Below are 19,969 nucleotides of genomic sequence, written 5' to 3'. Positions count from 1 at the left end.
GGATCCCACCCTAGGGTCACATCCGTGTTAAGCGCTGGTTGACCCACCCTTCCGCCCCGAGAAGACCTTAGAGAGCCCGGATCGGTATCCGCGCAGCTAGACTGCCGCCATGCAGGGACGTCAAGGCCGTCGCCCGACCACCTCCCCGGCCACGACCGGCGAGGTGCTCAAGCTCGTCCGCGAGGGGCTCGTCGCGACGCGGACCGACATCGGCCGCGCGACCGGCCTCTCCCGCACCGCCGTCGCCGCCCGGGTGGACCGGCTGCTCGCCGACGGCCTGGTCACCGAGCTGCAGGGCGGCGCCGTCACCGGTGGCCGGCCCGCCGCCCGCCTCGCCTTCCACGCCGCCGGCGGGACGGTCCTCGCCGCGTCCGTGGGCGTCAGCCGCAGCTCGCTGGCCGTCTGCGACCTCGCCGGGTCCGTGCTCGCGACCGAGTCCCTCCCCCTCGAGGCCGCGGTGGGCCCGGAGCGGCTCATGCAGGCCGTCTCCGAGGTGCTCGCCCGGCTTCTCGACGAGTCCGGCTCCGATCCCGCCGCCGTGCGCGGCATCGGCCTCTCCATCCCCGGCACCGTGGACAGCGCCGCCGGTTGCAGCGTCGGCGTGCCCGCGCTGCCCGGCTGGGAGGACGTGAAGCTGCCGCCGCTGCTCACCGAGCGCTTCGGCGTCCCGGTGCGCGTCGACAACGACGTGAACGTGATGGCGATCGCCGAGCACCACGCCCGGCCCGAGGTCGACGACCTCCTCGTCGTGAAGGTCTCCACCGGCATCGGCGCGGCGATCGTCAGCGGCGGGGTGCTGCAACGCGGCGCGGGTGGGGCGGCGGGCGAGATCGGGCACACACGCGTCGACGGCGGTCCGGGCGTCGTGTGCCGGTGCGGCAACGTCGACTGCCTCGAGGCCATCGCCAGCGGATCCGCCCTGATCCGGGACCTGAGCGACGCCGGGCGGACGGTCGACAGCGTGGCCGGCGTGGCGGAGCTGGTCAAGAAGGGCGACGCCGAGGCCGTCCGGCTGGTCCGGGTGGCCGGTCGCCGGCTCGGCGAGGTGCTGGCGGGCGCGGTCAACCTGCTGAACCCGGCGGTGATCGCGGTCGGCGGCGACCTGGTCGGCGCCTACGAGCCGCTGGTCGCCGGGGTGCGCGAGGTGATCTACCAGCGCTCGATGACGGCGTCGACGCAGACGCTCCGGATCGAGCCCGGCGCGCTGGCCGGGCGCAGCGGCGTCACCGGCTGCGCGATCCTGGTGCTCGACGAGGTGCTCTCGCCCGCCGCCGTCGACGCGGCACTGGGGGCCCGGGAGGTCGGCGCGGCGGCTCAGGTGTCCAGCGGCGCCCGGTAGCTCGCGAAGAACGTGGTGCGGCTCCGCGTGAAGCCGAGGTGCTCGTAGAGGCCGATCGCGCCGGTGTTCGACTCGGCGGCGTGCAGGAACGGCACGTCGCCGCGAGCCCGGACCACGGCGCCGACCGCCCGGACGAGCCGCCCGCCCAGCCCCTCGCCGCGGAACCGCTCGTCCGTGCAGACCGCGCTGATCTCGCCGAAACCGGCGGGCCGCATCCGCTCCCCGGCCATCGAGATCAGCGCGCCGTCGCGGCGGATGCCCAGGTAGGTGCCGAGCGCGACGGTCCGCGGCAGGAACGGGCCGGGACGCGTCCGCTCGACGAGCGCGGTCATCTCCTCGACGTCGTCCGGCCCGAGCCGCACGGCCTCCGGGTCCGGCCGGGTCTCCAGCCGGTTGCCGACCATCTGCACGCCCTCCATCGCCATCATCGGGGTCCAGCCCGCGGGGGCCGTCCGGTGCGGGAGGCCGACCACGACCGCGACGCCGCCGGGCCCGACCAGGGTCCCGAGGTCGTGCCAGTCCTGCTCGTCCGGCTCCGCGGGCAGCGAGGCGAACGGCGTGACGTCGGGCAGGTAGCGCGCGGCGCGCCCGCGGACCTCGCCGAAGGAGCGTTGCGGGCCGGCCAGGGCCGCGCGGACCACGTCGGCGAGCGGGTCGGTCGGGGCCTCGGCGGACACCTGGTCGGTCTCGGACACGGGCTCCACTCTCCCCCGCGTGACAGGTCGTCCGGGGCGTGGGGTGGGTTCGATAGCGTCTCCGCCGTGTTCCGCACTTCGGGCAAGCTCTCGGACGGCCGGGAGATCCTCTACTACGACCTGGCGCCCGGCCGCGAGGTGACCGCGGACGAGCGCGGCCTGCCTCCCGTCGAGAGCCACTCCGAGATCCGCTACGACGCGCTGCTCGACGAGTGGGTGGCGATCGCCGCGCACCGGCAGACTCGCACGTTCCTGCCCCCGGCGGACGAGTGCCCGCTGGACCCGTCCGCGCCCGGGCGGCTCACCGAGATCCCGGCGCCGGACTACGAGGTCGTGGTCTTCGAGAACCGCTTCCCGTCGTTCTCCGGGGACACCGGGCGCTGCGACGTCGTGTGCTTCACCAGCGAGCACGCCGGCCGGTTCGGCGGGCTGAGCCCGCAACGGGTGCGGCTCGTCGTCGACACGCTGGCGGACCGCACCGAGGCGCTGTCCGCGCACCCGGGCGTCGAGCAGGTGTTCCCGTTCGAGAACCGCGGCGAGGAGATCGGGGTGACGCTGTCGCACCCGCACGGGCAGATCTACGGCTACCCCTTCGTCACGCCGCGGACCCGGCAGCAGCTGGAGTCCGCCCGCCGCTACCGCGACCGGACCCGCCGGGACCTGTACGCGGACATCCTGGCGAAGGAACGGGACGCGGGAGACCGCGTGGTCGCCGAGAACACGCACTGGACGGCGTTCGTGCCGGAGGCGGCCCGCTGGCCCGTCGAGGTGCACCTCTACCCGCACCGCGGCGTGCGCGACCTGCCCGAGCTCGACGACGCCGAGCGGGACGACCTCGCCACGATCTGGCTGGACGTCCTGGGCCGGCTCGAGCTCTTCCACGGCCGCGCGCTGCCCTACATCGCGGCGTGGCACCAGGCCCCGGTCCGGGTGGACCGCGAGCTGGCCCGGCTGCACCTGGAGATCTTCTCGATCCTGCGGGCGCCGGGGAAGCTGAAGTACCTGGCGGGCTCGGAGTCCGGGATGGGCGTGTTCGTCAACGACACCCGGCCCGAGGCCGTCGCCGCCCGACTCCGTGAGCTGGGCGCGTGACCCCCGAGTCGGTCCTGGCCGAGTTCGTCGCGGCCTTCGGGCACGAGCCCGCGGGCGTCTGGGCGGCGCCCGGGCGGGTCAACCTGATCGGCGAGCACACGGACTACAACGACGGGTTCGTGCTCCCGCTCGCGCTGCCGCTGCGCACGCTGGTCGCGGCGCGGGTGTCGGGCGGCCCGTCGACCGTCGCGTCCGTGCAGGAGGACGGCGAGACGGTCCGGTTCGACGCCGCGACCGTCGTCCCGGCGGACGTCCCGGGCTGGGCCGGCTACGTCGCCGGGGTGGTGTGGGCGTTCCGCGAGGCCGGGCTCCCGGTCGTCGACCTGGAGCTGCTGGTCGACGGGAACGTGCCCGTCGGGGCGGGGCTGTCGTCGTCCGCGGCCCTGGAGTGCGCGGTGGCCGTGGCGCTGGCCGAGCTCGCGGCGGCGACGCCGGGCCGGACCGAGCTCGCGCGTCTCGCGCGGCGGGCCGAGAACGACTTCGTCGGCGCCCCCACCGGCGGTATGGACCAGATGGTGTCCCTGCACGGCGAGGCCGGCGGCCTGGTCTTCCTGGACACGCGGACGGACGGGATCGAGCACATCCCGTTCGACGTCGCCGCGCAGGGCCTGGAGCTGCTGGTCATCGACACCCGGGCCCCGCACGCGCTGGTCGACGGCCAGTACGGCGCCCGCCGGGCGGACTGCGCGCGGGCGGCGGAGCTGCTCGGCGTGCCCGCGCTGCGGGACGCCACCCTCGACGGGGTCGAGTCCCTGACCGACGGGCGGCTGCGCCGCCGCGCCCGGCACGTCGTCACCGAGAACGCCCGGGTCCTCGACGTCGTCGGGATGCTGAAGGCGGGCAAGGACCCCCGGGACATCGGGCCGCTGCTCACGGCCTCGCACGCGTCGCTGCGCGACGACTTCGAGGTGACGGTCCCGCACCTGGACGTGGCGGCGGACGTGGCGGTGGCGGCGGGGGCCTACGGCGCCCGGATGACGGGCGGCGGGTTCGGCGGCTGCGTGATCGCTCTGTGCGACGCGGACCGCTCGGCGGCCGTGACCGCGGCGGTCACCGAGGCCTACGCGGCCCGCGGCTGGGACTCCCCCGCCGCGTTCCCCGCCGTCCCCTCGGCCGGCGCGCACCGCCTCACCTGACCGGCGCTCACGCACACGGTCCGGCTAGATCCTGCGGGTGGGCCGCCCCCGCACCGCGGGCAGGCCACACGCGGAGATCGTGCTCGCCAGCCGCTCCAGCGAGGCCATGGCGTGCGCCTCGCACACACGACGCTGCTTGTGCACGCGCTGCCGCTTCGGCGCGGGGACGTCGGAGCGCCACGTGCCCGGAGGAGGCCGTACCGGGCCGCGCCGATACCTCCGCGGCGGGGACAATCGCGGTCGTGTCCTGTCCCTGCGGGCTCGGTGAGCCCTACGATGCCTGCTGCGGCCGCTTCCACGCCGGGAAGGCCGCGCCCACGGCCGAGCTGCTGATGCGCTCCCGCTACACCGCCTTCGCCCGCGGCGACGCCGCGTACCTCCTGCGTACCTGGCATCCGACGACGCGACCGCGCCGGCTGCGGCTCGACCCCACGCAGGTCTGGACCGGCCTGGAGATCCACGACCGCAGCGGCGGCGGGCTGTTCGACACCGAGGGGGTCGTCGAGTTCACGGCGCACCACGACCGGGGCAGCCAGCACGAGCGGAGCCACTTCGTCCGGGAGGACGGGGCCTGGACCTATCACAGCTGACACTGTTCGTGCGCGGTTGTCGTCGCCCCGGCAACGAGAAGCGCGCACAGGCGCTACGCGCGCCCCGACCACGCGGGCTCGACGATCGCCCACTCCGCGGTCCAGCTCCGGTCGTTGCGCCGGGCGATCAGGCTCTGCACACCGGTGAAGAGCAGCAGGAGCACCAGGCCCGCGCCGGCGAGGGTCAGGGCGCCGACGACGACCGCGGTGATCGTCACCTGCATCGGCTCCAGCGGCGGACCGACGGGCGCGCCGGTGCGGTCCACCCAGGTCCTGACGGTGGTGCCCACGGCCATGGTGCCGGTGACGTCGACCCGGCCGGTGTGGGCGCGGCCGTCCGGCCCCGTCCAGCTCGCGTCGACCTGCTGCACGGGCACCGACACGGCGTCGAGGGTGACGACGCCGGCCGTCGGCGCCTGCAGCACCGCCGGCACGACCGTGCGGTCCGCCGCCTCGGCCTGCGCGCGGGCCGATCCGCTCGACTGCAGCTCCATCCCCACCACGAGCGCGACGACCAGGGCCACCAGCCCGCCGATCCCGACGACCCAGTACAACGCCGCCTCCGCGAGGTCGGTGCCGCGGCGCGGCAGGGCACCGATCGACGCGGCGTGCTTGCGGGGGCGCGGGTCGGGTCGCACGGTGGGTACCTCTCTCCCGTCGGATCCCGCCGGCGCGGGACCGCTGCTCGAGGACGGACGCGAGGCCCGGGCGCGTCGTCGGACCCGCGCGACGGCCGTCCCCGGTCCACCGTGCCCCGCGTGCGCCGGATCGGCAGCTCGACGGGACCCGGGTGACCGGTGCGATCGATCACTCCCGCACCTCGGCCGGTTACGCACCGTGGCCCCCTCCGGGGTACCCGGAGGGGGCCACATCAGCCGTTCGGATCAGCCGGCCCGTCCGGCCGGAGAGGTGTCAGACGTTCTGCGGGAACCCCAGGTTGATCCCGCCGTGGGACGGGTCGAGCCAACGGGTGGTCACGACCTTCCCCCGGGTGAAGAAGTGGACCCCCTCGGTCCCGTGCGCGTGCGTGTCGCCGAACAGGGAGTTCTTCCAGCCGCCGAACGAGTAATAGGCCATGGGCACCGGGACCGGCACGTTCACGCCGATCATGCCGACCTCGACCTCGTTCTGGAACCGCCGGGCGGCACCGCCGTCGTTGGTGAAGATCGCGGTGCCGTTGCCGTACGGGTTGGCGTTGATCAGCGCGATCGCCTCGTCGTAGGTGTCCACCCGGATCACCGAGAGCACCGGACCGAAGATCTCGTCGGTGTAAATCGACATGTCCGTGCCGACGTGGTCGAACAGCGTCGGACCGACGAAGAAGCCCTCGCCGGAGGCGTCGGGGCTGATCCGCCGGCCGTCGACGACGAGGGTCGCGCCCGCGGACTCGCCCGCGTCGACGTAGCCGGCGACCCGGTCCCGTGCGGCGGCGGTGACGAGCGGGCCCATGTCGGCGCCCCGGGTGCCGTCGCCGGTGCGCAGGTTGGCCGTGCGCTTGGCGATCCGGTCCACCAGGTCGTCGCCGATCTCGCCGACGGCCAGCACCGCGGAGATCGCCATGCAGCGCTCCCCCGCCGAGCCGTAGCCGGCGTTGACGGCCTGGTCCGCGGCCAGGTCGAGGTCCGCGTCCGGCAGCACGACCATGTGGTTCTTCGCGCCGCCCAGGGCCTGCACGCGCTTGCCGTGCGCGGTCCCGGTCTCGTAGACGTAGCGGGCGATCGGCGTGGAGCCGACGAACGACACCGACTTGATGTCCGGGTGGGTCAGCAGCCCGTCGACGGCGACCTTGTCCCCGTTCACGACGTTGAACACGCCGTCGGGCAGCCCGGCCTCCTTCCACAGCCGCGCCATCCACAGCGCCGAGGACGGCACCTTTTCGCTGGGCTTGAGGACGACCGTGTTACCGGTCGCGATGGCGATCGGGAAGAACCACATCGGGACCATCGCCGGGAAGTTGAACGGGCTGATGATCGCGACCGGGCCGAGCGGCTGGCGGATCGAGGACACGTCGACCTTGGTCGAGGCGTTCTCGGTGTGGCTGCCCTTCAGCAGGTGGGGCATCCCGCACGCGAACTCGACGACCTCCTGGCCGCGCGCGACCTCGCCCGCGGCGTCGGAGAGCACCTTGCCGTGCTCCGCGGTGATCAGCGCCGCGAGCTCCGGGGCCCGCTCGTTGAGCAGCTCGCGGAACCGGAACATGATCTGCGTGCGCCGGGCCAGCGAGGTGTCCCGCCAGCCGGGGAACACGGCCGTCGCGGCCGCCACGACGGTCTCGACGTCCGACGACGACGCGAGGGAGAGCTTCGCGGTCACCTCACCGGTCGCCGGGTTGGTGACGTCGGAGAACCGGTCGCTCGTGCCGGCCAGCTCGGCGCCGGCCGACCAGTGGGCCAGGGTGGGGGTGCTCATCGGGTGCCTCCTTCTGTGCGTGTGGGGGCGAGGAACGACTTCTGGGTCGCCTTGGCCTCGTCGTAGACCTTGCGTGCGGCGCGCGTGGACTCGATCCCCGCGACCGCGCTGACCGGGACGTCCCACCAGGAGTTCGAGTCCGGCGCCCCGATCAGCGGGTCCGTCTCGACGTAGATCACCGTGCTGTCCGGCGCGGCCTTCGCGTCCACGATCGCGGCGGCGAAGTCGTCCGGGCCCTTGGTGCGGATCACCCGGATGCCGTAGCTCTCGGCGTTGGCCGCGAGATCGAGCGGGAGCACGTCCCCGTCGAGCCGGTGGGTCTCGGCGGAGCGGTAGCGGTACCGGGTGCCGAAGCGCTGCGAGCCCAGCTCTTGCGACAGGGCGCCGATGGAGGCGAACCCGTGGTTCTGCACCAGGACGGTGATCACCTTCAGCCCCTCCTGCACGGCGGTGGCGAGCTCGGTGGCCATCATCAGGTACGAGCCGTCGCCGACCATGATGAAGACGTCCCGGTCCGGGCAGGCCAGCCGGACGCCGAGGCCGCCGGCGACCTCGTAGCCCATGCAGGAGTACCCGTACTCGACGTGGTAGCCCTTCGCGTCCCGGGTCTGCCACAGCTTGTGCAGGTCACCGGGCATGGAGCCGGCCGCGCAGACGACGACGTCGCGCGGGTCGGACAGCTCGTTGACCATCCCGATGACCTCGGCCTGGGTCAGCAGGCCGCCCGCGCCCGCCGCCGGGGTCTCCGGGTGGAAGACGCTGCGCACGGTCTCGGTCCACTCGGCGTCGAGGCCCGCGTACTCGGCGGCGTAGGACTCCGGGACCCGATAGCCGTCGAGGGCGCCGGTCAGCGCCTCGAGCGTCTCCCGCGCGTCGGCGACGACGGAGGCACCGGAGTGCTTCACCGCGTCGATCCCCGCCACGTTGACGTTGACGAACCGGACGTCCGGGTTCTGGAACGCGGTCCGGCTGGCCGTGGTGAAGTCCGAGTACCGGGTGCCGATCCCGATGACGACGTCCGCGTCCTTCGCGATCGCGTTGGCGGCCGTCGAACCGGTGGAGCCGATGGCGCCCAGGCACTGCGGGTGGTCGTACAGCAGCGTGCCCTTGCCGGCCTGGCTCTGCCCGACCGGGATGCCGGTGGCCTCGCAGAACGCGGCCAGCGCGGCCGTCGCCCCCGAGTAGTGGACGCCCCCGCCGGCCACGACGAGCGGGCGCTCCGCGCTGCGGATGATCTCCACGGCGCGGCCGAGCGCGGCCTTCTCCGGCAGCGGGCGGGCGACGTGCCAGACCCGCTTCGCGAAGAGCTCCAGGGGCCAGTCGTGGGCCTGGGCCTGGACGTCCTGCGGGAAGCAGACCGTCACGGCGCCGGTCTCGATCGGGTCCGTCAGCACCCGCATCGCGCTCAGCAGGGCCGCGGGCAGCTGCTCGGGCCGCCAGACCCGGTCGAAGTAGCGGGAGACGGGCCGGAAGCAGTCGTTGACGGTGACGTCGCCGGCGGACGGGAGCTCCAGCTCCTGCAGCAACGGGGATGCGCTGCGGTCCGCGAAGGTGTCCGCGGGCAGCAGCAGGACGGGCAGCCGGTTGATCGTCGCCAGGGCGGCGCCGGTGACCATGTTGGTGGCGCCCGGCCCGACGCTCGTCGAGATCGCCCAGGTCTGCAGCCGGTCCTTCATCCGGGCGTAGGCGACGGCGGCGTGCACCATGGCCTGCTCGTTGCGGCCCAGGACGTACGGCAGCGCCTCCGGATCCTCCAGCTCGGCCTCGAGCAGCGCCTGGCCGATGCCCGCGACGTTGCCGTGGCCGAAGATGCCGAAGCAGCCCTCGAACAGCTTCTGCTCGACGCCGTCGCGCTCGCTGTACTGCGCGGCCAGGAACTTCACGACCGCCTGCGCGACCGTCAGCCGAGCGGTCTCAGACATCACTGCCCTCCCAGGCGTGCGTCGACCGGCTGGTCCGCCCACGTCTCGCGGACCCAGGCCTGGTCGGGGTGGTCCGTGATCAGCCAGGCGCGCTCGTCGCCGGGGCCGGCCATCACGTTGAGGTAGTACATGTCGTGCCCGGGCGCGGCGGCACAAGGACCGTGCCAGCCCCAGGGGATCAGCACCGTGTCGCGGTCGTGGACCTCGACCATGATGTCGATCTCGTGGCCGGGCGAGCTGCTGGTGCGGTGGAACCCGAGGCCGGGCTGTCCGGCGGGGCCCGGCGCGATCTCGAAGTAGTAGATCTCCTCGAGCTCGGACTCGTGCGGCCCCGCCTCGTCGTGCTTGTGCGCGGGGTAGCTGGACCAGTTCCCGCCCGGCGTGATCACCTCGCAGGCGATGACCGAGCCGGTCTCGAAGGAGCCGACGGTGCCGAAGTTGCGCACCTGGCGGCTCGACTGGCCGGCCCCGCGCAGCTCGACCGGCACCTCGGCCTTGGGCCCGTACCGGAACGGGAGGACCGTGTCCGTCCGGGCTCCGCAGAGGGCGATCCGGCCGGATCCCGCGAGGGTCACGGTGGACCCGACCGGCAGGTAGGCGACGTCCGTCGGCCCCGCGAACACGGACTCCCGGCCCTCCAGGGTGAAGGACTCCGCCCCGAGGGTCACGGTCGCACCACCGGCGAGCGGGACGACGAACATCTCCTCGCCGCCGGTCTCGATCGTGCGCTCCGCACCCGGGGCCAGGGTCAGCACGCGCAGGCTGGAGTGCTCCCAGCCCGCGCTCTCGGGCGTCACCACCAGGTCGAACCCGTCGGCGGCGCCGGTGCCGGCCGGCAGGTAGAGCTCGGTCTTCGTCGACGCGGTCATGCCGCGGCCACCGCGGTGGGGCGCACCAGCGAGACGGCGGTGTCGACGGCCGCGGCCACGTCCCCGTCCGCCGGGTACAACAGCGCGCGCCCGACGATCAGCCCGCGCACGGACGGCAGCTCCAGGGCCGCCTTCCAGGACGCGTAGGTCTCCTCGGGCGAGACGGTGGGGTCCCCGCCGAGCAGCAGCGTCGGCAGCGTGGTGGCCTCCATGACGCGGGCCATCTCGTCGATCACCGGGAGCTTGAGCCAGGTGTACGCGCTGGCGGCGCCGAGGCCCTGCGCGATGTGCACGGACTTGATCACGGCCTCCGGCGAGAGGTCGTTGACGACCTTCCCGTTCACCCGGCTGGACATGAACGGCTCCACCATGGCGACGAGCCTGGCCCGGTTCAGGTCGGTGACGGCGCGGGCGCAGGTCTCTAGCGTCGCGACGGTCGCCGGGTCGTCCAGGTCGATGCGGGTGAGCATCTTCGCGGCGTCGAAGCCGGCCTCCACGGTGCCCCGGACGTCGTAGCCGGTCATCCGGTCGTCCATCTCGAAGACCGAGCCGGCGAGGCCACCGCGGTTCATCGAGGAGACGACGACCTTGCCCTCCAGCGCCCCCAGGAGCAGCAGGTCCTCGAGGATCTCCGAGGTGGCGAGCACGCCGTCGACGCCGGGCCGGCCGAGCGCGGTGACCAGGCGCTCCAGCAGCTCGGGCCGGCTGGCCATGGCGTCCGCGCGGCCGCGGGCGGACAGGGCGCCGCGGGCCGGGTGGTCCGCGGCGACGATCATCAGACGACCGTCCGCGGGGACGAACGGCCGGCGCCGGCGGGACGCGAGCAGGGAGGCGATGCGCTCGGGCTCGTGGGCCCGGATGTCCCGGATCTCGGCCAGGTCCCTGGCGAAGACCGGTGCGGCGGCGCTCGAGGTCGCCTCCGCGGAGGGGAGTACGTCGGCGGCGCTCGAGGTCGCCTCCGCGGAGGGGAGTACGTCGGCGGTGTGGGCCACGGAGGTCACCTGTTCTCGTTCGGGTCGCCGCCGGCGAGCAGGACGTCGATCTCGGCGGGGGTGGGCATTGCGGTGGAGCACTCCAGGCGGGAGGCGACGATCGCGCCGGCGGCGTTCGCCCGGTGCAGGACCGTCTCGAGCGGCCAGCCCGCCAGCAGCCCGTGGGCGAGCGACCCGCCGAAGCTGTCCCCGGCGCCCAGGCCGTTGAGCGGGGTGACGGGGATGGGCGGGGACACGACGCGCTCGGTGCGGGACTTGGCCAGCACGCCCTTCGGCCCCTGCTTGACGACGGCGAGCTGGACGCCCGCGTCGAGCAGGGCGTCCGCGGCCCGCTCCGGGTCCGTCTCGCCGACGGCGACCTCGCACTCCTCGCGGTTGCCGACGGCCACGCCGACCTGGCCGAGCACCTTCTGCACCTGCGCGGTGGCCGCCGCGGCGTCCGCCCAGAACATCGGCCGGTAGTCCAGGTCCAGCACGGTGAGCGATCCGGGGTCGCGGGCCGCGAGGGCCTCGTGGTGCGCGGTGCGGCTCGGGTCCTCGGACAGCCCGCTGACCGAGAGCCACAGCAGCGAGGCGGCGCGGACGGCGTCGAGATCGAGGTCCGCGGCGCTGACCTGCATGTCCGGCGCATGCGGCTTGCGGTAGAAGTACAGCGGAAATTCGTCCGGCGGGAAGATCTCGCAGAAGGTGACGGGCGTGGGGTACACCCCGTTGACGACGACGTGCCGGTCGTCGACGCCGAGGCGGACGAGCTCCTTGCGCACGTAGCGGCCGAACGGGTCGTCCCCGACCCCGGTGATGATCGCGGCGCGCCGGCCCATCCGGGCGGCGGCGACGGCGACGTTCGCGGTGGTGCCACCGAGGAACTTGCCGAACGACTCGACGTCCTCCAGGCCGACGCCGATCTGCAGGGGGTAGACGTCGACACCGCTGCGGCCGAAGGTCAGCACCTCGGCGCCCGACGCGTCGCCGGAAACGTCCCTGTTGCTCATGAGTCCTCTTCGACTTGGTCGTCCGGGTGGGGCGGGTCCCGCCCCGCGCACCTGTCTCGCGCTGTCCTGACGACGGTAGGAACACGGTCCTATGGTGTCAAGAGTTTGTCCTTACATGTTGTCAAAGAGCTTCGGGAGAGCCGGACCAGCTCCCGGCCTCCCCCGATCGCGGTTCGCCCCAGGCCAGGGCCAGGGTCAGCCTGAGCCGCGTCTCCGGGTCGTCGAGCTCGGCACCGAAGAGCTCGTGCAGCCGCGCGAGGCGGTAACGGACCGTCTGCGGGTGCACGTGCAGCTCGGCGGCCACGGCCTGCCGGTCCCCCATGTGCCGCAGCCAGGAGCACAGCGTCTCGGAGAGCCGGGCCCGCGAGGCCGGGGCGGAGGCGTCGAGGGGCCGCAGCATCTGGTTGCGGAACACGTCGAGCATCCGCGAGTCCCGGTGCACGATGATCGCGTCGAGGTGCTCCTCGGCGAAGAGCGGGTCGTCCGTCAGCACGCCGGTGCGCTGCAGCCGGGAGGCGATCTGCGCGACGTGCAGCGTCGCCGGCAGCCGCTCGACGCTCACCGCCACGCTCACGACGGCGTCCGTCCCGCGCAGCGCCGTCGCCAGCCGGGTGCGCCGCCCGACCAGCATCGGGTTCGGCACGATCGCGCCCGTCAGCTGCGGGCGGTTGAGCAGCAGGCAGGCCGGGTCGAAGCGGGCGAGGACGCCGAGGCCGATCGTGCTGTCCGGCTGCACCAGGACGATCGCGGCCTGCTCGGGGACGGTCCAGCCGGCCCGGGTCGCCGCGGCCTGCACCGCGGCCGCCGTCGCCCGGTCCGAGAGCAGCAGGCCCACCAGCTCCTCGCGCAGCCGCTCGCGCGCCACCGCGGCCTCGGACTGCTCGAGCACGTAGCCCCGGGCCGCCGCCGAGGAGAGCCGGTCCACGAACAGGAAGACCCCCTCCGCCAGCGCCGTCAGCGGCCGGGGGGCCGCGTTGAGATCCACGGCGATCTCGGAGACGTGCCGCCAGAACACCCGCGCACCGAGCTGGAAGGCCGAGAGCAGGGACGAGATCTCGCGCCCGTCCCGCCACTGCATGCGGCCGATCTCCTCGAAGAGGTCCTGCTCGCCGATGCCCGGCTGTTCGCCGTCCGGACCGACCGTCGCGGTCGTGACGAGGTGGCGCAGCGCGGCGTCCGCCGCCACGGCCACCTCGGCCCGGTTCTCGTGCAGGAACCGGGAGTAGTCCGGCCACTCCGCGACGAGCGCGGCGCTGACCTCGTCGAGAAGGTCCGGGAGCCTTCTCCGAAGTGGTGGGATGAGGTCTTCCGGTGTGATGTCCCGTAGATCCACCCCGGTGTTCTACGCCCGATCGGGTGCCCTGAGCACGATATTTGTGCCGTGGTGACAATTCTCCCCCTTCAGAACTAACCACAAGTGCGCAGAGTTCCCGCTCGCGCTGCAGCAGGATTCGCGGCGTGGGGGCGGATCGCTCGTCGATCGGAAGCGGGCCCGCGGGGCAGCAGGACGGCCCGGCGGGCGATCCCGTCGAGTCCACAGTGTCCGGTTCACGAGGTGTGGGGCGATCGCGCGCCGCGGAGGGCGCGGAGAACTTCCCGGTGGCGATGCGGGTCCTCCCCCGGGAGCTACGTCTGGCGCTGCGGGCCGTCTACGACGTCGTGCGCGTGATCGACGACCTCGGCGACGAGCCCGGGCCGGTCGCCCGCTCCGGCACCGAGACGAACGCCGGGGACACCCCCGAACGCCGCGTCGCCAGGCTGGACGCCTTCGCCGCGGATCTCGGCCGGGTCTGGGCCGGGGGCCGGCCGGACGCACCGGTGCTGCGCGCGCTCGTCCCGGTCGTGCGGGGACGCGGGCTCATGCAGGACCCGTTCGACCGGCTGATCGCCGCCAACCTGGCGGACCAGCGGGTGGAGCGCTACGAAACGCTGGCGGACCTGCTCGGCTACTGCGCCCTCTCCGCGGTCCCGATCGGCCGGCTGGTCCTGCAGCTCTTCCGCGTCGACGCCCCGGCCGGCTCACCCGTCGAACAGCGCGCGGACGCCGTCTGCACCGCCCTGCAGCTGCTGGAGCACTGCCAGGACGTGGCCGAGGACCGCGCCCGCGGCCGCGTCTACCTGCCCGCCGACGACCTCCGCGTCTTCGGTGTCGCCGAGGCAGACCTCGACGCGCCCCACGCCACGCCGGCGCTCGCGCGGCTCGTCCGGCACGAGACCGACCGGGCGCTGGAGTTGCTCGGCTCGGGCGCCGGCGTGGTCGCGGACCTGCACGGATGGGCCCGGGTCGCCGTCGCGGGCTACGTCGCCGGCGGCCGCGCGGCGGGCGATGCGCTCCTGCGGGTGCACGGGGACGTCCTCGGCCGGGTGGCGTCGACGAGACGCCGCGACGTTCTCCGCCACCTCGTCGTCGCGCTGGCATCGGCGCGCTCGGCACCTGCCCGCCTCGCCCAGGCCTCGACCGTTCGGAGCGCCCCGTGACCCAGGCCCCCACCGCGCTCGACGAGGCCTACGCGGCCTGCGAGGAAATCACCCGCCGCGAGGCGCGGAACTTCTCCTACGGCATCCGGCTGCTGCCGCAGCCGAAGCGCAGTGCGCTCTCCGCCGTCTACGCGCTGGCCCGGCGGATCGACGACATCGGCGACGACGGCACCCGTTCCTGCGCGGAGAAGACGGCCGACCTCGCCGCCGTGCGGGGCGCCGTCGACGCGATCGGGGCCGGTTCTGCGCCGCACCCCGCGGACCCGGTGATGATCGCCGTGACGGCCGCGGCGACCCGCTACCCGATCCCGCTGGGTGCCTTCGCCGAGCTGGTCGACGGCGTCGAGGCCGACGCGCGGATGGACGCGCGGTCCGCGAGCACGGGCGAGGCGGCCGCCCCGTACCGCACCTTCGACGACATGACCGTCTACTGCCGGCAGGTCGCGGGTTCCGTCGGGCGGCTCTGCCTGGGGATCTTCGGTGCCCGTCCGCACCCGGAGGCGGCGCACTACGCGGACCAGCTCGGGATCGCCCTGCAGCAGACGAACATCCTCCGCGACATCCGCGAGGACCTCGCCCACGGCCGGATCTACCTGCCCACCGAGGAGCTCGAGCGGTTCGGCGCCGAGGTCCGGCTCGACGGGCGCGGCGTGCTGGCGGACCCGGACGGCCGCCTCGCGGAGTACATCCGCTTCGCCGCGGACCGGGCCCGTGGCTGGTACGCCGACGGGCTGCGGCTGATCCCGCTGCTGGACCGGCGGAGCTCCGCCTGCGCCGGGGCCATGGCGGGGATCTACCGCAAGCTCCTCGACGACATCGCCGCCGACCCGCCGTCCACCTACGCGCGCCGGCGCTCGCTCTCCGCCTGGCAGAAGGCCGGGGTCGCGGCCCGCGCGGTCAGCGGCCGGCTCGCCGCCGCGTCGAAGGGGTCCCGCACCTCGTGACGGCGCGAACGCGGGTCGCGGTGGTCGGCGGAGGACTCGCCGGCATCACCGCCGCGCTCCGTTGCGCCGACGCGGGCGCCGACGTCACGCTGCTGGAGGCCCGGCCCCGCCTCGGCGGGCTCGCGACGTCCTTCCGCCGGGGCGAGCTGGACGTCGACAACGGGCAGCACGTGTTCCTGCGCTGCTGCACCGCGTACCGGGGCCTGCTGGAGCGGCTCGGGGTGGCGGACCGGGTCACGCTGCAGGAGCGCCTGGACATCCCGGTCCACGCCCCCGACGGCTCGGTCACCCGGCTGCGGCGCAGTGCGCCCGGGCCCCGCGGGGGTGGGCTCCTTCCCGCGCCGCTGCACCTCGGCTCGTCCCTGCTGCGCTACCGGCCGCTGTCCGTCGCGGACCGGCTCCGGACGGTCCGGGCCGCCCTCGCGCTCCGGTCCGTGGACCGGGACGACCCGGCCACGGACACGACGAGCTTCGGGGACTGGCTCGCGGCGCACGGGCAGTCCGGCCGGGCCGTCGACGTGCTGTGGGACCTGGTCGGGATCGCGACGCTCAACGCCCACGCGGGCGACGCGTCGCTCGCCCTGGCCGCCACCGTCTTCCAGCTCGGCCTGCTCACCGACGCCGCCGCGGGCGACATCGGCTGGGCCCGGGTGCCGCTCGGCGCGCTGCACGGCGACGCCGCGTGGGCGGCGCTCACCGCCGCGGGGGTGGACGTGCGCACGTCCACCCGCGTCCACGCGCTGCCGGAGGCCGGGCCCGGCCTGCGGGTGCGGACCACGCACGACGAGCGAGAGGGGGAACTCGTGGCCGACCGGATCGTGTGCGCCGTGCCGCCCGACCGGGCGGCGGGGCTGCTGCCCGCCGGGGCGCCCGCCCTGCCCGAGGGCTGGGCGGGCGCGCTGGGCAGCACGCCGATCGTGAACGTGCACGTCGTCTACGACCGCCGGGTCCTGGACACCGACTTCGCCGCGGGGGTGGACACCCCGGTCCAGTGGGTGTTCGACCGGACCGGGCAGTCGGGCTGTGCGCGGGTGCACCCCGCGGGGTCGCAGTACCTCGCCGTCTCGCTCTCCGCCGCCGACGGCGTGGTGAGCCATCCCCTCGCCCGCATCCGGGAGGAGATCCTCCCGGCCCTGACGGCGCTGCTGCCCCGGGCCCGTGACGCCCGGGTCCTGGACTTCTTCGTCACCCGCGAGCCGCACGCCACCTTCCGCGCCGCGCCCGGGCAGGCCGCCTTCCGACCGGGCCCGGTCACCACGGTGCCGGGCCTGTACCTGGCGGGCGCGTGGACCGACACGGGCTGGCCCGCGACCATGGAAGGTGCGGTGCGCAGCGGTGCGGCCGCCGCGGACGCCCTGCTCGCGGACGCCCGCGCCCGGGTGGGGGTGCCGGCGTGACCGCGACCCTGAACAGCGCCACCGCGGCCGGAACCGTCGACGTGAAGGCGCTCCTGGCCGGCTACCGGGACGCGACCACCCCGGCGCTGCAGGACGCCGTCGAGCGGCTGGACGCCGCCAGCCGGGAGCAGGCGCGCTACCACCTCGGCTGGGTCGAGCTCGACGGCTCGCCCGGCAGGGGCGGCGGCAAGGCCGTCCGGCCCGCGCTCGCGCTCCTCTCCGCCCGGGCCGTGGGCGCCGACGCGGAGACCGGGCTGCCCGGCGCCGTCGCCGTCGAGCTCGTGCACAACTTCTCGCTGCTCCACGACGACCTCATGGACGGCGACACCGAACGCCGCCACCGCACCACCGTCTGGGCGCAGTGGGGCTCCTCCGCCGCGATCCTCTGCGGCGACGCGATGCTCGCGCTCGCCCAGGAGGTGCTCCTCGACTCGCCGTCCCCCCACGCGGCCGCGGCGGCCCGGCTGCTCGCGGCCACCACCCGCGAGCTGATCCGGGGCCAGGCCGAGGACCTCGCGTTCGAGCGGCGGGACGACGTCGAGGTCCACGAGGCCCTCTCCATGGCGGCCGGGAAGACGGGCTCGCTGCTCGCCACCAGCGCGGCGATCGGGGCCGTGCTGGCCGGGGCGCCCGCGCACACCGTGGCCGGGCTGCAGACCTACGGCCTCGAGGTGGGGATGGCGTTCCAGCTGGTCGACGACCTGCTGGGGATCTGGGGCGACCCGGCCGTCACCGGCAAGCCGGTGCTCTCGGACCTGCGCTCGCGCAAGAAGTCCCAGCCCGTTACCTACGCGGTGCGCCGCGGCGGGGACGCCGGGCGGGAGCTCGGGGCCTGGCTGGCGCAGGACGGCGAGCCGGCGGAGGCCGAGCTGCACCACGCCGCCGCGCTCGTCGACCGGGGCGGGGGCCGGGCCTGGGCCGCGGCCGAGGCCCGTCGCCGGATGGAACTCGCGGAGCGGGCCCTGGCCGGCGCCGCGCTCGCGGGCGGACCGCACGCCGAGCTCGTCGCGCTCGGACGCTACCTGACCGAAAGGGAGTTCTGAATGACGCTGACTCCGCCCCTCGCGGCGCCGGAGACACAGGACGACGACGGCCGCCGCTCCCCCCGGGCCGCACTCGACGCCGCCGTTGGGTACCTGTGCAGCATCCAGCACCCGAAGGGCTGGTGGCAGGGCGAGCTCGAGACCAACGTGACCATGGATGCCGAGGACCTGCTGATGCGGGAGTTCCTCGGCATCCGGACCCCCGAGGACACCGAGCAGGCGGCCCGCTGGATCCGCGCGCAGCAGCGCGAGGACGGCAGCTGGGCCACCTTCAAGGGCGGGCCCGGAGACCTGTCGACGACGGTCGAGGCCTGGGTCGCGCTGCGGCTCGCGGGCGACGACCCCGCCGCGGACCACATGCGGCGCGCCGCGCGGTTCGCCGTCGCCGCGGGCGGACTGGAGCGCAGCCGGGTGTTCACCCGGATCTGGCTGGCGCTGTTCGGCCTCTGGTCGTGGGACGACCTGCCGGACATGCCCCCCGAGCTGATCTTCCTGCCCAGATGGTTCCCCTTCAACGTCTACGACTGGGCGTGCTGGGCCCGGCAGACCGTCGTCCCGCTGACGATCGTCGCGACGCTGCGGCCGTGCCGCCCGCTGCCGTTCGCCGTCGACGAGCTGCGGACGCACGCCGACCCGCCGCCGCTGAGCAGGCCCTGGACCTGGGCCGGGGCGTTCCAGCGCCTGGACAGGATCCTGCACGCCTACTCCCGGCGGCCGCTGCGCGCGGTCCGCCGCCTCGCGATGCGCCGCGGCGCCGAGTGGATCCTGGCCCGCCAGGAGGCGGACGGCTCGTGGGGCGGCATCCAGCCGCCGTGGGTCTACTCGCTGCTCGCCCTGCACCTGCTCGGCTACCCGCTGGGCCACCCGGCGATGAGGGCCGGGATCGAGGGCCTCGAGCGCTTCCTGGTCCGCACGGAGACCCCCGAGGGCACCGTGCGGATGCTCGAGGCCTGCCAGTCCCCGGTCTGGGACACCTGCCTCGCGGTGACGGCCCTGCTCGACGCCGGCGTCTCCCCCGAAGACCCGGACGTCGTCCGCGCCGCCGAATGGATGCTCGACGAGGAGATCGACGTCGAGGGCGACTGGGCGGTCCGCCGCCCGGACCTCGCCCCCGGCGGCTGGGCCTTCGAGTTCGACAACGACGGCTACCCGGACATCGACGACACCGCCGAGGTCGTGCTGGCCCTGCGCCGGGTCACGCACCCGGATCCCGCGCGGCTGCGCGCCGCCGTCGACCGCGGGGTGGCGTGGAACATCGGCATGCAGTCCGCGGACGGCGGCTGGGGCGCCTTCGACGCGGACAACACCCGCGAGCTCGTCACCAAGCTCCCCTTCTGCGACTTCGGCGCCGTGATCGACCCGCCGTCCGCCGACGTCACCGCCCACGTCGTGGAGATGCTCGCGCACGAGGGGCTCGCCGGGTCGGACGCGGCGCGGCGCGGCGTCGCCTGGCTCCTCGGCCACCAGGAGGCCGACGGCTCCTGGTTCGGCCGCTGGGGCACCAACCACCTCTACGGCACCGGGGGCGTCGTCCCGGCGCTGGTCGCGGCCGGCCTGCCCACCTCGCACCCGGCGATCCGGCGGGCGGTGACCTGGCTGGAGCGCCACCAGAACACGGACGGCGGCTGGGGCGAGGACATCCGCTCCTACTTCGACCGGTCCTGGATCGGGCGGGGCGAGTCCACCGCATCCCAGACGGCGTGGGGCCTGCTCGCCCTGCTGGCCGCCGGGGAGCGCTCGTCCGCGGTCGAGCGCGCGGTGCGGTTCCTCGTGGACACCCAGAAGGCCGACGGCTCGTGGGACGAGGAGCTCTACACCGGAACGGGCTTTCCGGGCGCCTTCTACATCCGCTACCACCTCTACCGGATGGTCTTCCCCGTCTCCGCGCTCGGCCGCTACGTGACGCGGGACCTGTCGTGAGAGGGCTGGGGCCCCCGGTCCTCGTCGCCGCGCTCGGCGTCGAACGCGCCGCCGTGCGCGGACGGCTCGGCGGCGTCCCCGTCCTGCGCTCCGGTGTGGGGCCCGCCCGGGCCTCCGCCGCGGCCGCCGAGCTCGCGGAGGCCGGGCCGCG

At 74.6% G+C, this 19,969-nt stretch carries 17 protein-coding genes; 9 read left to right on the top strand and 8 right to left on the bottom strand.

The features are described 5' to 3' along the window. Positions 1-109 precede the first annotated feature (109 nt). Positions 110-1,339 carry an ROK family transcriptional regulator gene (locus JWP64_RS16595; protein ID WP_297497672.1) on the top strand — a complete coding sequence of 410 codons (1,230 nt, stop codon included), beginning with the start codon at positions 110-112 and terminating at the stop codon, positions 1,337-1,339. On the opposite strand, the gene JWP64_RS16590 is transcribed toward JWP64_RS16595, so the two are convergent. Next, a complete protein-coding gene (locus JWP64_RS16590) occupies positions 1,315-2,034 on the bottom strand; it encodes a GNAT family N-acetyltransferase (RefSeq protein WP_366890077.1) in 720 nt (239 codons plus the stop codon). The two genes, JWP64_RS16595 and JWP64_RS16590, sit on opposite strands and share 25 nt — an antisense overlap. 66 nt (positions 2,035-2,100) lie before the next feature. Here JWP64_RS16590 and galT point away from each other — a divergent pair, with 66 nt between their 5' ends. From galT to JWP64_RS16575, 3 genes are all read left to right on the top strand, one after another. Beyond that, a complete protein-coding gene (gene galT / locus JWP64_RS16585) occupies positions 2,101-3,126 on the top strand; it encodes a galactose-1-phosphate uridylyltransferase (protein ID WP_297497670.1) in 1,026 nt (341 codons plus the stop codon). Beyond that, positions 3,123-4,262: a galactokinase gene (gene galK, locus JWP64_RS16580; protein WP_297497668.1), complete on the top strand. Its 1,140-nt coding sequence runs from the start codon at positions 3,123-3,125 to the stop codon at positions 4,260-4,262. Before galT ends, galK begins: the two co-directional genes overlap by 4 nt. A 242-nt stretch (positions 4,263-4,504) precedes the next feature. Continuing rightward, on the top strand, positions 4,505-4,852 hold the full coding sequence (locus tag JWP64_RS16575) for a YchJ family metal-binding protein (RefSeq protein ID WP_297497666.1): 348 nt from the start codon (positions 4,505-4,507) through the stop codon (positions 4,850-4,852). Between the two features lie 53 nt (positions 4,853-4,905). Here JWP64_RS16575 and JWP64_RS16570 read toward each other — a convergent pair whose 3' ends face one another. The 7 genes from JWP64_RS16570 to JWP64_RS16540 all read right to left on the bottom strand — a co-directional run bounded on the left by JWP64_RS16570 (position 4,906) and on the right by JWP64_RS16540 (position 13,369). Next, on the bottom strand, positions 4,906-5,490 hold the full coding sequence (locus JWP64_RS16570; RefSeq protein ID WP_297497663.1) for a hypothetical protein: 585 nt from the start codon (positions 5,488-5,490) through the stop codon (positions 4,906-4,908). 274 nt (positions 5,491-5,764) lie between these two features. Beyond that, positions 5,765-7,261 (bottom strand): CoA-acylating methylmalonate-semialdehyde dehydrogenase, encoded by a 1,497-nt coding sequence (locus JWP64_RS16565; protein WP_297497660.1) that lies wholly within the window; start codon positions 7,259-7,261, stop codon positions 5,765-5,767. Next, complete coding sequence (gene iolD / locus JWP64_RS16560; protein WP_297497657.1) at positions 7,258-9,183, bottom strand: 3D-(3,5/4)-trihydroxycyclohexane-1,2-dione acylhydrolase (decyclizing); 1,926 nt, start codon at positions 9,181-9,183, stop codon at positions 7,258-7,260. The genes JWP64_RS16565 and iolD overlap by 4 nt, the downstream gene beginning before the upstream one ends. Then, positions 9,183-10,052 (bottom strand): 5-deoxy-glucuronate isomerase, encoded by an 870-nt coding sequence (gene iolB / locus JWP64_RS16555; protein WP_297497655.1) that lies wholly within the window; start codon positions 10,050-10,052, stop codon positions 9,183-9,185. Before iolB ends, iolD begins: the two co-directional genes overlap by 1 nt. Beyond that, positions 10,049-10,888 (bottom strand): deoxyribose-phosphate aldolase, encoded by an 840-nt coding sequence (locus JWP64_RS16550; protein ID WP_297497700.1) that lies wholly within the window; start codon positions 10,886-10,888, stop codon positions 10,049-10,051. The genes iolB and JWP64_RS16550 overlap by 4 nt, the downstream gene beginning before the upstream one ends. 161 nt (positions 10,889-11,049) lie before the next feature. Further along, on the bottom strand, positions 11,050-12,036 hold the full coding sequence (iolC, locus tag JWP64_RS16545; RefSeq protein ID WP_297497652.1) for a 5-dehydro-2-deoxygluconokinase: 987 nt from the start codon (positions 12,034-12,036) through the stop codon (positions 11,050-11,052). Positions 12,037-12,157: 121 nt separating this feature from the next. After that, positions 12,158-13,369, bottom strand: coding sequence for a CdaR family transcriptional regulator (locus JWP64_RS16540; RefSeq protein WP_297497650.1), 1,212 nt, complete (start codon positions 13,367-13,369; stop codon positions 12,158-12,160). Between the two features lie 224 nt (positions 13,370-13,593). Here JWP64_RS16540 and JWP64_RS16535 point away from each other — a divergent pair, with 224 nt between their 5' ends. The 5 genes from JWP64_RS16535 to shc are packed head-to-tail and all read left to right on the top strand — an operon-like array spanning position 13,594 to position 19,818. Beyond that, a complete protein-coding gene (locus tag JWP64_RS16535; protein WP_297497648.1) occupies positions 13,594-14,514 on the top strand; it encodes a squalene/phytoene synthase family protein in 921 nt (306 codons plus the stop codon). Continuing rightward, a complete protein-coding gene (locus tag JWP64_RS16530) occupies positions 14,511-15,458 on the top strand; it encodes a squalene/phytoene synthase family protein (RefSeq protein ID WP_297497646.1) in 948 nt (315 codons plus the stop codon). The genes JWP64_RS16535 and JWP64_RS16530 overlap by 4 nt, the downstream gene beginning before the upstream one ends. After that, positions 15,455-16,855: a hydroxysqualene dehydroxylase HpnE gene (hpnE, locus tag JWP64_RS16525; RefSeq protein WP_297497643.1), complete on the top strand. Its 1,401-nt coding sequence runs from the start codon at positions 15,455-15,457 to the stop codon at positions 16,853-16,855. Before JWP64_RS16530 ends, hpnE begins: the two co-directional genes overlap by 4 nt. Beyond that, positions 16,852-17,898 (top strand): polyprenyl synthetase family protein, encoded by a 1,047-nt coding sequence (locus tag JWP64_RS16520; RefSeq protein ID WP_297497638.1) that lies wholly within the window; start codon positions 16,852-16,854, stop codon positions 17,896-17,898. Before hpnE ends, JWP64_RS16520 begins: the two co-directional genes overlap by 4 nt. Beyond that, positions 17,899-19,818 carry a squalene--hopene cyclase gene (gene shc, locus JWP64_RS16515; RefSeq protein WP_297497635.1) on the top strand — a complete coding sequence of 640 codons (1,920 nt, stop codon included), beginning with the start codon at positions 17,899-17,901 and terminating at the stop codon, positions 19,816-19,818. Positions 19,819-19,969 lie beyond the last annotated feature (151 nt).

Source organism: Pseudonocardia sp., from assembly GCF_025465255.1.
GTDB lineage: Bacteria > Actinomycetota > Actinomycetes > Mycobacteriales > Pseudonocardiaceae > Pseudonocardia.
Note: the sequence above shows the minus strand (reverse complement) of the source record. Positions and strands in the feature narration are given on the sequence as shown.

Bases quoted from the DNA above. Each gene is read 5' to 3' on its own strand.
- JWP64_RS16595 (WP_297497672.1), top strand. From the start codon at position 110: ATGCAGGGACGTCAAGGCCGTCGCCCGACCACCTCCCCGGCCACGACC.
- JWP64_RS16565 (WP_297497660.1), bottom strand. From the start codon at position 7,261: ATGAGCACCCCCACCCTGGCCCACTGGTCGGCCGGCGCCGAGCTGGCC.
- iolD (WP_297497657.1), bottom strand. From the start codon at position 9,183: ATGTCTGAGACCGCTCGGCTGACGGTCGCGCAGGCGGTCGTGAAGTTC.
- iolB (WP_297497655.1), bottom strand. From the start codon at position 10,052: ATGACCGCGTCGACGAAGACCGAGCTCTACCTGCCGGCCGGCACCGGC.
- iolC (WP_297497652.1), bottom strand. From the start codon at position 12,036: ATGAGCAACAGGGACGTTTCCGGCGACGCGTCGGGCGCCGAGGTGCTG.
- shc (WP_297497635.1), top strand. From the start codon at position 17,899: ATGACGCTGACTCCGCCCCTCGCGGCGCCGGAGACACAGGACGACGAC.